Origin of the sequence: Salinibacterium sp. SWN1162, from assembly GCF_015864675.1 — a bacterium.
GTDB lineage: Bacteria > Actinomycetota > Actinomycetes > Actinomycetales > Microbacteriaceae > Rhodoglobus.
In genome coordinates, this window is sequence record NZ_JADYWT010000001.1 from 469670 (window position 1) to 482718 (window position 13049).

Sequence of the window (13049 nt, forward strand, 5' to 3'; positions counted from 1 at the left end):
GGCCAGCGCCATGACCGAGAACGACTCCCGAGACCTCGACGCCTACGCGCTCGAACTCGATCAGGCCCACATCTTTCATTCGTGGTCGGCACAGACTCCTGCCCATGCTTCCGCCGTGAGCATCAAGAGTGGGCTCGGCACCCGCGTGTGGGATCACGCCGGGAATGAATATCTCGACTTTTCTAGCCAGCACGTCAATGTGAATCTGGGGCACCAGCATCCGGCTCTGCTCGAAGCTATTCGGGTGCAGTCTCAGTTGCTCGCGACGATCTCGCCGCCGACGGCCAACGTGACTCGTGGTGAAGCGGCCAAACGTCTGGCCGCGGTCGCGCCCGAGGGCTTCAATCGCGTGTTCTTCACCAATGGCGGTTCAGACGCCAACGAGAATGCGATGCGGATGGCGCGGCTCTACACCGGGCGCGACAAGATTCTTTCGGCGTACCGGTCGTATCACGGCAACACCGGCAGCAGCATTGTGGCCACGGGTGACCCGCGCCGCATCCCGAACGAATTCGCGCGCGGGCATGTGCACTTCTTTGGTCCGTACCTGTACCGCTCCGAGTTCTGGGCGACGACGCCCGAGCAGGAGAGCGAACGCGCACTGCAGCATCTGCGGCGCGTGATCGAAGCGGAAGGCGCGGAGACAATCGCGGCCGTGCTGCTGGAGCCGATTCCGGGAACTCCGGGCATTCTGCTGCCGCCGGCCGGCTACCTCGCCGGTGTGCGCGAACTGTGTGACCAGCACGGAATCCTGCTGATCTTCGACGAGGTGATGTGCGGTTTCGGGCGCACCGGCGAGTGGTTCGCGTTCGATGCCTTCGATGTGCGGCCCGACCTCATCACCTTCGCCAAGGGAGTGAACTCGGGCTATGTTCCCGTCGGCGGCGTGATCATCGACGACCCGATTGCAGCGTTCTTCAATGACCGGGTGTTCCCCGGCGGGCTGACGTATTCGGGGCATCCCCTGGCGGCGGCCACCGTGGTGGCGTCGCTCGACACCATCGCCTCCGAAGGGGTGCTTGAGCACGTGCGCGACATCGGCGAGAACCACATTGGCCCGGCGCTTGAGGCTCTTGCTGAACGGCATGAGGCCATCGGAGAAGTGCGCGGCCGCGGAGTGTTCTGGGCGATCGAACTCGTCACCGACCGGGGCACTCGTGAACCAGTGCCGGCCGCAACGATGGCGCGCATTCGGGCTGGCCTTGTGGAGCGTGGCTTGTTGCCCTTCGTTACCGAAAACCGCATCCAGGTGCTGCCTCCGTGCGTTGTCACGCCCGCCGAAATCGCCGAGGCGATGGAGATTTACGATGCGGTGCTGACGGCCGAACTGGGCTAGCTGTCAGCGGCGTTGAGGGCCGGCTGAGGCATGCGTCTTTCGCTGGGGTGAGAAGCGGGCACCTCATCGCGCGTTTTTCGGCAAGCGCACAGGGGAATGGATCACACTCAGGGGAGCACAGCCGCAGATTCACCCTCTGAGAAAAGTTTGAGCCATGATCCCCCGCAGCGCAGAACGACCTCATCGTCAGGTCGACGCTGCGCCCACACAGCGCGTGAGCACCTCCTTTTCGCGCATGCTGCGAGCGTCGTGGCAGCTCGTTGCGATGACGTTCCTCGCGCTGGCGCTCATCACCGGCATCGTGGCGATGCATTCGCTCGTGTCGTCCGGCTCGCATTCTGAAATGACGATGGCGGCCACGATGTCTATGGGCGACGGTGCCGCAACGGAAGCAGCGCCGGCTGGCGCCACGCTTGCTGCGCTCGATTGCTCCGGATGCGGGGGCGAGGCATCCATGGTTCTCATGTGGTGTGTGCTCGCGCTGCTGACCGTCGCGCTCCTTCTGGCCGCGCCTGCCGTGATTCGAGGCTGGGGCAGTTTCCTCAGCCAGTGGTCGTTGCTTGCGGTGCTCGTCGCTCGGTGGGCTCGCGCTGTTGCGCCGCGCCCGAATCTCGCCACTCTCTGCATTAGTCGAACCTAGGAAACGCTCTGTCGACTCAGGGTCGACGCGTCCTGGCGTGACCGTTCTGGTCCCGCTCCTACTAATGACTTATGTGGAGAACTAAAAGATGAATACTCGTTCGACGGCTACGGCCGCAATTGCCCTGACGGCGCTACTGACGCTGTCGGGATGTGTCAACGGAATGACCGACGCGGGGCCCAGCTCCGACTCATCATCCACCAACGCGGCCGCAGCCGCTGACGCCAACATGACGGATGTGATGTTCATGGCGATGATGATTCCCCATCACGAGCAGGCCGTGGAGATGGCAGACATGGTGCTCGCCAAGGACGGAATCGACGAGCGCGTCGTTGCGCTCGCCCAAGATATCAAGGCCGCGCAAGGCCCCGAGATCGATCTCATGAGTGGCTGGCTCGATGACTGGGGCACCGACATGGGCGATGGCATGGGCGAGATGAGCGGCATGGATGGCATGGACCATGGCAACGGGATGATGAGTGAATCCGACATGGAGGAGCTCAACGCGGCCAGCGGAGACGAGGCCTCGCGCTTGTTCCTGGAGCAGATGATCGTGCATCACGAGGGCGCGATTGATATGGCGCAACCGGAGCTGGAATCCGGGCAGAACGCGGATGTTATCGAGCTCGCTCAGAAGATTATCGACGCGCAAACTATCGAAATCGCACTCATGCGCGACATCCTTAGTTCTCTGTAGTGGAGAAGGGCCTGCCGCTTACGAGCGGTGGGCCCGCCCGCGCCGCAACAACGGCCTTATTCGGGCACGAACTCCTGACGCACAGCACCGTTGGTTGCGCTCTCGATATAACCGAAGTCGTGGTCGCTATTCAGGATGATGGCGTCGTTAGCCAGGGCATAAGCGGCGATCAGGCAGTCAAAGGCGCCGGCAGCACGTACGCGACCGGTAGCCCACAGGGCGTGCTGAATGTCGAGGGCTTGGCTGGTCGAGGGGTGTTCGAGCGCGGGGAGAAAATGCTCCATGTCTTCACGCAGCTCCGCGTACTCGGTCTCCGTTCGCGCTGAATGGCAGTACTCCAGCACTTGGGGCGGGCACGTGATGATGAGGTGCTGAGGTGAAAGCGCTCGCAGTCGTACGGCTATGGTCGCGCTTCGAGCGGCTTTCTGCCAGATGCTGTTGTCGACGAGGTACGTGGCCACTACTTGGCGGTCGGTCGCGATGTGGGAGCGTCGATCTGATCGTCATCAAACGTGCGACCGATGATGCGCTCGACGGCAGCCGGTTGGCGGCGCAGTGCGATAAGAGTGCGCAGGGCTAAATCGACCGTCTCTCGGTTGCTGCGTGAGCCGGTGAGGTCGCGCGCGGTACGCAGTTCGGTGGGATCGATGTCGATGGATGTCACGGTCATGAGCGGCCCCTCTCTATATATCTGAATATATAGTACTGGGGCTGAAAATACGGGGCTGTGGAGTGTTCCGGCGCCCGAACGCATAAACGGCCTTCCGGCCAATGCCGGAAAGCCGTTTGAGGGGGTGTGCGCTTGTTTAGGCGGCGACGGTGGCCAACTGCTCGGTGCGAACGGCTGCCATTCCGCGGGTCCACGCGGTGAGCTGGTCGACCATCGGCGCGAGCGTGCCGGCGTTCTGCTCGGTCGGAGCGAAGACGCTGAAGTTCTCGAAGTCGGTGAACAGCGAGAACATGACGGAGCGCTGCACGTGCGCTACCTGCAGTTCGGAGAGGATTCCGCGCAGGTGCTCGACGGCGCGAACGCCGCCCATCGAACCGTAGGAGACGAAGCCAGCAGCCTTGTTGTTGAACTCGGCGTTGAGGTACGAGAGGGCGTTGACCAGAACCGGGCCCGCGCTGTGGTTGTATTCGTGGGCCACGAAGATGAAGCCGTCGAATTCGCTAATCTTGGCTGACCACGCTTTGGTGTGGTCGTTTTGGTAGTTCTGGTACGCGGCGGGGTAGGGCTCGTCGAGCATCGGGAGGTCGAAGTCGGCGATGTTGACGATTTCGAACTCGGCGTCTTCACGGGTCGAAACCTGGGCGAGAACCCACTCGGCGACGGACTGGTTGACGCTGCCCGGGCGGCTAGCGCCCGTAATGATCGCAATCTTGGTCATGCTGTATCCCCTTAGGACGAAGTTTGTTGACGTGTCACTAAAGATGTTGTCATATCAACAATATGGTGTCAAACTAATTCTTGCGAGTAAGGAAAAGAGGCTGTGATGACGAACGCACGCGAAATGGATGACCGCGAAAACGCCGTCTGGCGCGGGTTCGTCAGCGCAACGCAACAGCTGGCGTCGTCTCTCGACAGGCATTTAGTTCAGGATGCTCAGCTCTCCGGTCCGGAGCACGCGGTGCTCACGGCGCTCACCGACCACGCCGAGCAGTCCGACACTCTCCTTCGCGCCCGCGATTTGGGCTTCGCACTCGGCTGGGACCGCAGCCGCCTCTCTCACCTGCTCAAGCGCATGGAGACCCGCGGCCTGCTGGAGCGCACGAGCTGCCCCTCAGATGCTCGCGGGCTCAACGTGCAGATCACCGCCGACGGTCTCGAAGCGGTGCGGCAGGCGTCATCCGGTTACCTCGAGTTTGTGCGCACGCACTTCTTGGACCTGCTGACCCGCGAGGAGCAGGATGCCCTGGCCTCGGTCAGTGACAAGATCAAGTCCACGCTCGAGCCGCAGTGCGATTCGGCGGCCGCTGCTTCGTAGCGCAGGGCTCGCAACGAAGCGCGGTCAATGCGGCCGGTTCCGCTACTCGATCGTTTTTTCGGCGGGCTTCTGAGCGTTCATCTGCACGACGCCGGCAAGGGTTACGAACACTGCAATGCCGACGGCGAGCATCGCGACTGTGAGCACCGCGGCGTCGGCGGGCAGCATGGCGCACGCGGACGGGGTGTCGTCATAGTCGCAAGTGCGCCACGGCTGGAGCAGATAAATCACGGATGTGATCGAGCCGATCACGATGATCGCGATTCCCGTCAGGAAGAGCCTCAGCCCTCGTCGTTTGATCTTCACCACCTCACCCTACGGCACAATGATGAAAATGTCTCGAAAACTAATCCCCACGCGGCCAGTAGCGCTATTCGGGGATCTCGTCGGGCGGTCTCTGGCCAGCGCTAACGGCCAGGGCTATGAGCGCAACCGCTGAGATGACGAAGAGCGCGAACCCCGCAACGGTCGCACCGCCGACCCAGTCCGCAGCCCTGATCGGGTCCAGTCCTTGCTCTTCGCGAAGCCGATAGTTCACGCCTTCGATCACGGTGAGCGCGACCGCGGTGATGAGTCCGAGGCCACCCACCACGGAAAACCAGACGATGGCGCGCTTCACTGAATGACACCCTCAGGAGCTAAAGTCGTCGCGTCGTTCGACTCCGGATGTTGCTCGGTCGACGCAAGCGTCTTCTCAAGAACCTCGAACCGCAGGTCGTCCCGCTGGGGGATCCCGAACCGCTCTTCGCCGTAGGGAAAAGGCTTCGTGATGCCGGTGCGCACGTACCCGCGGCGTTCATAGAAGGCAATGAGCTCTTCGCGCACATCGATCACCGTCATTTGCATCACGCTGACGCCCCACTCGCGGGCGGCATACGCTTCAGCCTCCGCGAGCACCAGCTTGCCCACTCCGCCGCCTTGCTGATTCGGGTCGACCGAGAACATCCCGAAGTATCCGTTGCCATGGTCGTCGGCAACGTGCGCGCAGGCGACGAGTTGGTCGCCACGCTCGGCGAGCAGGATGCTCGATCGCGGTCGAGCGAGGTCGGCTTCCAGAGCTGCGGCATCCAAGCGTGCACCCTCGATCAGGTCAGCTTCGCTCGTCCAGCCGGCCCGGCTCTCTTCGCCGCGGTACGCCGAGGTGACGAGCGTCAGCAGCGCCGGTATGTCGTCGTGGGTAGCCGTGCGAAAGTTCGGGGTGCTCATCCCAGCATCCTAAGTGCGATCATGGTCGCCGAGCTTGCGGTGCCGATCGCAGCGAAGAGTCAGTCGGTGCGCGGCTTGTCGGGGTCGGTGCACTGCCCGCTTCCGAGGCCGTTCACCGGCTCACCGCCATTGCCGCACAGTGATCCGCCCGTTGGCGCCTCATCGACAACGGTTGTGGTGACAGCTGTCCATCCGACAACTTCTCCCGCCAATATTGGGTCGAGCTTGCTATCGAAAAGCTGGACAGTGCGCTCACCAATGAGGAGCCCTGTATCCGGATCGATGATGATTTCATGAAGAAATCCGTCTTTTTCTTCGCGGCCGAAGGCGACTCCGGTTCGACCGTTAAGTGTGGCTGCCTCATCGGTGATTTCAACGCCAGGGATCCCCGCAGCGGCCCGATAAAGCGCGGCACGAAGCTCCGCCGGAACCACACCGGTGCGCAGCGTTGTGGAGATGAAGTCGAACGCTTGACCATCTGCGCTCACCCCGTGGCCTGCGGTGACCCGATAAATGTAGTTGAGAAGGCGCTGGGGGTCGCGCGGCAGCTCATCCAACCCCCAGTCGCGTGGTTTGGAATTGTCGAAACCGCCGTATGGCGCCCGACTGATCTCCTCCTTATCGAAGGTCGCCCGAGCGGCCTCCTGCGCCTCCGCTTCGAAACCTTCGCCAAAGACCTTTATCGCTGCTCGCGGTTCGGTTACGTGAACCCATTCGTCTGAGTGGTCGGCAGGAATATACATTTGGGAGTTTTGTGTTCCGAGGTAGGCAAAGTGTTCCCAATCCGCGGTCTGCCCGCCTCCGCTGAAGACCGCCTCGGTGTCGACCTTCAGATACTGGCCCGGGCCCACAACCGGATCGGAGTTCTCGATCGCGGCAGCAGCGGCGTTGCCCAAGGCAGAGGCGGCAGCAGCATCCGCTCCACCTTGCCAGCCAGCGAGCCCTAGAACGTCAGTGAAAACCAAGGTCGCGACGAGGGCGCCAGCGGCGAGAGCGCTGGTGCCACTGAACAAAGCGATGCGCTTCTTAGGGTTCGGTCTGGCGATTGCCGGTTGTTGCCCGATGTGTTCGACCAGGCCTCGTCGACCGCGGCTCAGGGCCTCGGCAGACGGATCCGCGACGTCCTTACCGAACGATCGGAGCAGTTGAAGTTCGTCCACGATCCACCTCCTGTGCCGGCGCGACGCCAGCAGATTGGCGCAGCACTCGCCGCGCGCGATTGAGACGTGACCGAACAGTCCCGACGGGAATGTTCAAGGCGAGTGCGACGCCCTCATAGTCGAGGTCGCCCCACGCATACAGCAGCAGTGCATCCCGGTCGCGAGCAGGTAGCTTGCGAATTGCTCCCGCCAGAGCCCGAATCGAGAGGTCGGCGTCGAGTCGATCATCGTGATTCTCGACGACCGTCGCCGGAGGCCCCGAGGCCACGACCGCACGCAAGAACCGCGCTTCAGAACCCCGCTGTTTGCGGATCAGCACTGTCGCGATTCCGAGCAACCACGGCAGAGCACTCTCGAAGGCGCTATCGAAGCGGTTGCGCCGCTCAAAAGCGACCAAAAAAGTCTCGGCCATGATGTCATCCGCAGTGTCGACGCCCGCTCGCCGTGCCGCATACCGATAGACGGATGTCGCATGGCGGTCGTACATCTCGGCGAAGACCGCAGGGTTATCCCACGACCTCCGGATGATCTCGTTATCGCTAGTCACACTAGGTATTGCCCGATTGCTTGAATTAAGTTCACGATTGACTTTTCACGCGAGCGTAGCGCAGCCAGCTTTTTGCGGAGCGCGAGGAGAAGCGGGTGACGCTTAGAGACCTAGTGCGCTCAGGCATGGTCATTCAGATGAATGACCATTCTGCCGTTGGTGAGATCGGGCAGAGCGTTGTTATCGTCGCTGTCGGGGGCGGGCGCAGGGATCGATTGTTCCGCCTCCCACAGGAGATGTGCGGAGTATGCCGTGGGATGAAAAACTTCGTCAAACGGGGCGATGAACCCACCCGACATCTGCTTTCGAGGATTCGTTTCGTGTTCTCGAGCTATCTCCCATTTCCGCCATAGCGGCCACAGAAAGGGCAGGACGACAACTGCTGCACCGATGATTGCTAGAGCGATCCCCATGACTTCACGATAGTGCGGTAGTCCACAGTTTGCACTGATGGTGAGAAAAGATCTAGGATTGGGCTGAAGTCGTCAGGTGTGGGCACGTCGAGGTTTCGCAGTCGCCGCTGGCTACTTACATCCGTCACCGCCGCCGTGCTGAGCGCGGGTTTCTCGTTCGTGCCGCGGCCATAATGGGTCAATGCCGATCCTCAATAAAGACATGACGTTGTGTATTTCGCTCGCCGCACGACCCTCGAACCTCGGCACGCGATTTCACAATTATCTCTACGACGAGCTCGGCCTGAACTTCATCTACAAAGCGTTCACGACGAGCAACATTGAGGATGCCATCGCCGGAGTCCGCGGCCTGGGCATCCGGGGCTGTTCCGTGTCGATGCCGTTCAAAGAGGCAGTGCTTGAGCTCGTGGACGTTGTCGAGCACTCGGCTGCAGCGATCGAGTCGGTGAACACGATCGTGAACAATGACGGCGTGCTCACGGCATCCAACACCGACTATGAGGCCGTGGCCGACCTGATCGCACGCCACCAGCTCGACCCGACGTTGTCGGTGCTGGTTCGCGGATCGGGTGGCATGGCCCAAGCGGTCGTCGCCGCCTTTCACGGTGCCGGCTTTGCTGACGTGACCGTGCTCGCCCGCAACGTCGAGGCGGGCGAAGCGATCGCGACGAAGTATGGCTACCGCGCCGTGAACGTCGACCCGCAGCCGGGCCACGCAGTGATCGTCAACGTCACCCCGCTCGGGATGGCGGGAGACAGCGCCGACGAACTCTCGTTCACGCCCGATCACATCCGCGCCGCGCAGACGGTGTTCGATGTGGTGGCGTTCCCGGCCGAGACGCCACTAATCCGTGCTGCTCGGGATGCCGGAAAACTCGTCATCACGGGTGCCGAGGTCATCGCGCTCCAGGCTGCGGCGCAGTTCGTTCGCTACACCGGTGTCTCGCTGATGCCCGAGCAGATCGCGCGTGCTTCGGCGTTCTCGCGGGAGTAAACAGCCGCGCATGGCTCGGGCCCCTCGTTGCGTCGACCAAAAGTCCGTGACAGCCGCCGCAGTTTTCCCGATCGCGCTTCTCACAGCACCTTATTCGGATCAATCTCGCTAGGCGCCACGGTGGACGGGAGGTTTCGCACCGAGCTGATCATCAACCACTTCGCGACCTGAGACTGTGTGCCCGCGATTGGAACAGGAAGAGCGAGTCGCTAATGATTTATCGTCATTATTGTTGTATGGTCGGAGAATTATGTGCGGCGATTCTGGCGAAACTGAGCTCCAACAAATAATCTGTGCAATTCAGGACAGTGCTCTAGTGCGACCTTTCGACGCTTGGATGATGGCGATTGCCATACTTGCGCTGGTTTCGACGATTGTGATCGCTGTGCTGGTTGCCTTAGGTACGCGCCAACGTGATGCACGCGAACGACGTCTAGGCGCACGGGACTTCGTAGTCGGGCGCCTAGACGCATTGGACCCCGATCTTTTCGACAGCGAGGATGCGAGGGGTGACTTCCTGATGCAGACCGAAATGATTACGAGCGGAGCTCGGATTTTGCTGGGGCCCCAAGATGACGCGTTGGGGAAGCTGATCAAAGCCGAGTTTGATTACTCATATAGCGACCGCGTGAACCGCACGCCAATCAAATTTGTGCTCAGAGAGATGCAAGCAGATGTGAGCCGCGATACAAACAACTACATCGGCAATCGCAAGTATCGGAAGAAACTGCGGAAATACGTATCTGCTTTGCAAGGGCGGAACCTGGACGTGAAGAATTGGATTGGGCACTTCACAAAGGCGAGTTGACCGCGCTTGTGGATTCGCGATCTAATTCAGGGCACCCGAGTTGCCACTAGTGGGCGACCGACGTCGCCTCAGCCATCGCGAGTTGCTATCTCGTGGACGCTAAGACTAACGCGAGAGTGATATGTCCATTCGCCTTCGAGGAAACGGTAGAGTGCCGGGTTTGGAGATATTGTGTCGGGCTCGCAGGTGGGCGCATACAAATCGGGCCCTTTGCCCAGCGGTTAGTTTATCAAACGGGGTACACCGAAAAGGGGCACGGTGAGCCCGAAGGGCAGCCGCGGTCCCTAGCATTTTCTCCGGAGGTTTCTGGAACATTGAGCAAAAAGCATCCTCGATGCACAACCAGTCTGATGGTGTCAACTACTCGCGCACCGAAACCGTCACCGTGAACTTGCTGTTGCGACCGGCCTGGCGGGTGGGGCCGACGGTGCGGTTCAGATAGTCGCGATACCCGAGGTGGGTGTTGAAGACGACCCACAGTTCGCCGCCGGGTTTGAGCACGCGGCGGGCGTCAGCCAGCATCCGCAACGCAACGCCCGCATGCACGGTGGCGCCGGTGTGGAACGGCGGATTGCACACAATCAGATCAGCGCTGGCCGTCGGTCGTTCGGTGAGAGCGTCTTCGCGCGCGGCCTCAACTCGCGCTCCGACACCGTTCGCGTCGGCCGTTTCGCGGGTTGATGCCACGGCGGCGATGGACTGGTCGACGGCAACCACCTGCAGGTCGCGGCGGGCGAGGGCGAGCGAAACGGCGAGCACTCCGGTGCCGCTGCCGAGGTCGACGGCGGTGGCGGCATCCGGCTTCATCTCGGGCAGGAACGTCATGAGAAAGCGGGTGCCGATGTCGAGGGTGGCCCCGGCGAAAGCGCCACCGTGGGCGCTGACCGTGAGCTGATCGACGGGAAGCTCGGGTTCGCGCAGCACCGACGTCAGCGGGTAGCGAGCTTCGGTACTATCGCGTCGCGGGCCCAACGACGTGAGCGTGCGTGACTTCTGGCGAGCACGACCAGCGTTCACGTCGTCGAAGGAACGCGCCAGCACCTCATTCATCGCCAAGGTCATGTGCTTGATGCGGCCGCCCGAAATCACGACCACGTCGGGCGACGCGAAGCGGGCAATGGCCTGAGCCCACTCATCCAACTCGGCCAGGCTGCGCGGCAACTGCATCAGCACCAAGCGGGCGCCCGACAGCAGTTCTGCGCCCAAGGTGTGTGACGTGTAGTGCGGGGCAAGGTCGCCCGCGTTCTCGGCCAGCGCCAGCTCCGAGACCAGGGAGTCCTGAAAGACGCGGATGCCGCGGCAGTCGTGCAACGAAACAGCGCCCAGCGTGAGCGCGCCATAGTTGTCGCCCATCACGACGAGCTCGCCGGGTTGAATGTCGGCCAGCTGCGGAGCGGCCTCATCAAGAATGAGGCGGTCACTGGCATCCACCGCGAAAAGGTTAGGAGCTTCCACGTCGGGCCAACGTCGCAGAGTGGCGAACAAGTGCTCAGACATGGGGAACTCTTTCAGTGGCGCGACACCGCAAACAACGTGTGCGGCGGAGCCTCAAGCGTAACCGAGCGCCTTGAGCCAGCCCGGCTCGCAGAAGTGAGCGGCCCCAGCGCACCGCAGGCCGAGCCCCTTAACCCAGAAAGCGAGCGGCCCCCCACCAGGTGGGGCCACTCGCTCACGGGAATCTAGTTGTAGCCGCGCGTGATGTTCGGCTCGTCAATGCACAGAGGACATTCCTCGAGATGCGCTGACGGGATGCAGTTGCACATTAGCTGTTGGGTACGAGCGTGTACTTAGTAGAGAGGTACTCGTGGATGCCTTCCGAGCCGCCTTCGCGACCGATGCCGGACTGCTTCACTCCACCGAAGGGGGCGGCTGCGTTGGAGAGCACGCCCACGTTGAGGCCCATCATTCCAGTGTCGAGGGCATCGATCATCCGGTTTCCGCGAGCCAAGCTTTCGGTGAACACATACGAGACGAGACCGTATTCGGTGTCGTTCGCGAGGCGCACGCCTTCGGCTTCGTCGGTGAACTCCACGATCGAGACAACTGGTCCGAAGATTTCTTCGCGCAGGATGTCGCTGTCGGCGGGAACGTGGGAGACGATCGTGGGCTCGTAGAAGCTTCCATCGCCTTCAACGCGCTTGCCGCCGGAGACGAGAGTTGCGCCGCGCTTCACGGCATCCTGAACCAACTCGTCGGCTTTGTCCACGGCCTTGTCGTTGATGAGCGGACCAATGTTGACGCCGTCTTCGGTGCCGCGACCGATCTTCATGTCGGCGACGCGAGCGGCAATCTTCTCGGCGAACTCGGCGGCAACCGAGCTGTGCACGATGAAGCGGTTGGCGGCGGTGCAGGCCTGGCCGATGTTGCGGAACTTGGCCGCGATCGCGCCGTCTACAGCCTTGTCGAGGTCAGCGTCGTCGAAGACGACGAACGGGGCGTTGCCGCCGAGTTCCATCGAGGTGCGCAGAACGTTTTCGGAGGCCTGCTTGATGAGGGCCTTGCCGACGGGGGTGGAGCCGGTGAATGACAGCTTGCGCAGGCGCGAGTCCGCGATGATCGGCTCGGAGACTTCAGAGGAGCTCGAGGTCGTGACGATGTTGAGCACGCCAGCCGGCAGCCCGGCCTCTTCGAACAGCTTCGCCAAGAAGAGGGTGCTGAGCGGAGTGAGCGCTGCTGGCTTCACGACAACGGTGCACCCGGCGGCCAGAGCGGGCGCAATCTTGCGGGTCGCCATCGCGAGCGGAAAGTTCCACGGCGTAATAAGGAAGCACGGGCCAACCGGGCGCTGCGACACGATCATGCGACCGGTGCCCTCGGGGGTGTTGCCGAAGCGACCCGAGATGCGCACGGCCTCTTCGCTGAACCAGCGCAAGAACTCGCCGCCGTAGGTGACTTCGCCGTTGGCCTCAGCGAGTGGCTTGCCCATCTCGAGCGTCATGAGCAGAGCGATGTCGTCGCGGTGCTCCTGCACGAGGTCGAAAGTGCGGCGCAGAATCTCGCCACGCTCGCGAGCGGGAGTCGCGGCCCAGGCATCCTGCGCAGCAACGGCCGCGTCGAGCGCCCGCATGCCATCTTCGGCCGAGGCATCCGAAATGGTGCGGATGACCTTGCCGGTAGCGGGGTCGGTCACGTCGAGAGTTTTGCTGCCCGTTGCGGCAACCCACTCACCGCCGATGAAGAGCTGGTTCGGCACGGCTTCGAGAAGCTGGGTTTCGGTGGAGTTCGTCATGCGGTGTGCACCTTTCGTGGTGGAAAATCTGTGA

At 62.1% G+C, this 13049-nt stretch carries 17 protein-coding genes; 6 read left to right on the forward strand and 11 right to left on the reverse strand.

Features of this window, described 5'->3' with window-relative positions; genetic code table 11:
- Window positions 1-10 precede the first annotated feature (10 nt).
- The 3 genes from I6E58_RS02215 (at window position 11) to I6E58_RS02225 (ending at window position 2673) form a co-directional block, all read left to right on the forward strand.
- Entirely contained in the window at window positions 11-1336 is a 1326-nt protein-coding gene (locus I6E58_RS02215) for an aspartate aminotransferase family protein (RefSeq protein WP_197129911.1), read from the forward strand.
- 154 nt (window positions 1337-1490) lie between these two features.
- Window positions 1491-1976 carry a DUF6153 family protein gene (locus I6E58_RS02220; protein ID WP_197129912.1) on the forward strand — a complete coding sequence of 162 codons (486 nt, stop codon included), beginning with the start codon at window positions 1491-1493 and terminating at the stop codon, window positions 1974-1976.
- An 88-nt stretch (window positions 1977-2064) separates the two neighbouring features.
- A complete protein-coding gene (locus I6E58_RS02225) occupies window positions 2065-2673 on the forward strand; it encodes a DUF305 domain-containing protein (protein WP_197129913.1) in 609 nt (202 codons plus the stop codon).
- Between the two features lie 56 nt (window positions 2674-2729).
- Here the strand turns inward: I6E58_RS02225 and I6E58_RS02230 are convergent, their stop codons facing one another.
- The 3 genes from I6E58_RS02230 to I6E58_RS02240 form a co-directional block, all read right to left on the reverse strand.
- Complete coding sequence (locus I6E58_RS02230) at window positions 2730-3134, reverse strand: PIN domain-containing protein (protein ID WP_197129915.1); 405 nt, start codon at window positions 3132-3134, stop codon at window positions 2730-2732.
- Complete coding sequence (locus I6E58_RS02235; protein ID WP_197129917.1) at window positions 3134-3343, reverse strand: type II toxin-antitoxin system VapB family antitoxin; 210 nt, start codon at window positions 3341-3343, stop codon at window positions 3134-3136. Before I6E58_RS02235 ends, I6E58_RS02230 begins: the two co-directional genes overlap by 1 nt.
- 136 nt (window positions 3344-3479) lie before the next feature.
- Entirely contained in the window at window positions 3480-4061 is a 582-nt protein-coding gene (locus I6E58_RS02240; RefSeq protein ID WP_197129921.1) for an NADPH-dependent FMN reductase, read from the reverse strand.
- Between the two features lie 105 nt (window positions 4062-4166).
- On the opposite strand from I6E58_RS02240, the gene I6E58_RS02245 reads away from it, so the two are divergent.
- Window positions 4167-4658 (forward strand): MarR family winged helix-turn-helix transcriptional regulator, encoded by a 492-nt coding sequence (locus tag I6E58_RS02245; protein ID WP_197129924.1) that lies wholly within the window; start codon window positions 4167-4169, stop codon window positions 4656-4658.
- Between the two features lie 42 nt (window positions 4659-4700).
- Here I6E58_RS02245 and I6E58_RS02250 read toward each other — a convergent pair whose 3' ends face one another.
- The 6 genes from I6E58_RS02250 to I6E58_RS02275 form a co-directional block, all read right to left on the reverse strand.
- Window positions 4701-4964 (reverse strand): hypothetical protein, encoded by a 264-nt coding sequence (locus I6E58_RS02250; protein WP_307841932.1) that lies wholly within the window; start codon window positions 4962-4964, stop codon window positions 4701-4703.
- A gap of 64 nt (window positions 4965-5028) precedes the next feature.
- Window positions 5029-5277 carry a hypothetical protein gene (locus tag I6E58_RS02255; protein WP_197129927.1) on the reverse strand — a complete coding sequence of 83 codons (249 nt, stop codon included), beginning with the start codon at window positions 5275-5277 and terminating at the stop codon, window positions 5029-5031.
- The gene (locus I6E58_RS02260; RefSeq protein ID WP_231595121.1) at window positions 5274-5864 is read right to left on the reverse strand and encodes a GNAT family N-acetyltransferase; all 591 of its coding nucleotides are present in this window, start codon (window positions 5862-5864) and stop codon (window positions 5274-5276) included. The genes I6E58_RS02255 and I6E58_RS02260 overlap by 4 nt, the downstream gene beginning before the upstream one ends.
- Before the next feature lie 59 nt (window positions 5865-5923).
- Window positions 5924-7024: a CU044_5270 family protein gene (locus I6E58_RS02265; RefSeq protein WP_197129929.1), complete on the reverse strand. Its 1101-nt coding sequence runs from the start codon at window positions 7022-7024 to the stop codon at window positions 5924-5926.
- The gene (locus I6E58_RS02270; protein ID WP_307784197.1) at window positions 6990-7571 is read right to left on the reverse strand and encodes a sigma-70 family RNA polymerase sigma factor; all 582 of its coding nucleotides are present in this window, start codon (window positions 7569-7571) and stop codon (window positions 6990-6992) included. The genes I6E58_RS02265 and I6E58_RS02270 overlap by 35 nt, the downstream gene beginning before the upstream one ends.
- A gap of 119 nt (window positions 7572-7690) precedes the next feature.
- On the reverse strand, window positions 7691-7984 hold the full coding sequence (locus I6E58_RS02275; protein WP_197129931.1) for a hypothetical protein: 294 nt from the start codon (window positions 7982-7984) through the stop codon (window positions 7691-7693).
- Window positions 7985-8165: 181 nt separating this feature from the next.
- Here I6E58_RS02275 and I6E58_RS02280 point away from each other — a divergent pair, with 181 nt between their 5' ends.
- Window positions 8166-8978: a shikimate 5-dehydrogenase gene (locus I6E58_RS02280; RefSeq protein ID WP_197129933.1), complete on the forward strand. Its 813-nt coding sequence runs from the start codon at window positions 8166-8168 to the stop codon at window positions 8976-8978.
- Window positions 8979-9294: 316 nt separating this feature from the next.
- Window positions 9295-9786, forward strand: a complete 492-nt coding sequence (locus I6E58_RS02285; protein WP_197129935.1) for a hypothetical protein — start codon at window positions 9295-9297, stop codon at window positions 9784-9786.
- A gap of 360 nt (window positions 9787-10146) precedes the next feature.
- Here I6E58_RS02285 and I6E58_RS02290 read toward each other — a convergent pair whose 3' ends face one another.
- Together I6E58_RS02290 and I6E58_RS02295 are read right to left on the reverse strand one after the other, a co-directional pair.
- Window positions 10147-11283, reverse strand: a complete 1137-nt coding sequence (locus tag I6E58_RS02290) for a class I SAM-dependent methyltransferase (protein ID WP_197129937.1) — start codon at window positions 11281-11283, stop codon at window positions 10147-10149.
- A 265-nt stretch (window positions 11284-11548) separates the two neighbouring features.
- Window positions 11549-13015: an NAD-dependent succinate-semialdehyde dehydrogenase gene (locus I6E58_RS02295; protein ID WP_197122583.1), complete on the reverse strand. Its 1467-nt coding sequence runs from the start codon at window positions 13013-13015 to the stop codon at window positions 11549-11551.
- Window positions 13016-13049 lie beyond the last annotated feature (34 nt).

Coding starts and splice junctions, on each gene's coding strand:
- I6E58_RS02215 (WP_197129911.1), top strand. CDS start 11: ATGACCGAGAACGACTCCCGAGACCTCGACGCCTACGCGCTCGAACTC.
- I6E58_RS02220 (WP_197129912.1), top strand. CDS start 1,491: ATGATCCCCCGCAGCGCAGAACGACCTCATCGTCAGGTCGACGCTGCG.
- I6E58_RS02225 (WP_197129913.1), top strand. CDS start 2,065: ATGAATACTCGTTCGACGGCTACGGCCGCAATTGCCCTGACGGCGCTA.
- I6E58_RS02235 (WP_197129917.1), bottom strand. CDS start 3,343: ATGACCGTGACATCCATCGACATCGATCCCACCGAACTGCGTACCGCG.
- I6E58_RS02240 (WP_197129921.1), bottom strand. CDS start 4,061: ATGACCAAGATTGCGATCATTACGGGCGCTAGCCGCCCGGGCAGCGTC.
- I6E58_RS02245 (WP_197129924.1), top strand. CDS start 4,167: ATGACGAACGCACGCGAAATGGATGACCGCGAAAACGCCGTCTGGCGC.
- I6E58_RS02260 (WP_231595121.1), bottom strand. CDS start 5,864: ATGAGCACCCCGAACTTTCGCACGGCTACCCACGACGACATACCGGCG.
- I6E58_RS02275 (WP_197129931.1), bottom strand. CDS start 7,984: ATGGGGATCGCTCTAGCAATCATCGGTGCAGCAGTTGTCGTCCTGCCC.
- I6E58_RS02280 (WP_197129933.1), top strand. CDS start 8,166: ATGCCGATCCTCAATAAAGACATGACGTTGTGTATTTCGCTCGCCGCA.
- I6E58_RS02290 (WP_197129937.1), bottom strand. CDS start 11,283: ATGTCTGAGCACTTGTTCGCCACTCTGCGACGTTGGCCCGACGTGGAA.
- I6E58_RS02295 (WP_197122583.1), bottom strand. CDS start 13,015: ATGACGAACTCCACCGAAACCCAGCTTCTCGAAGCCGTGCCGAACCAG.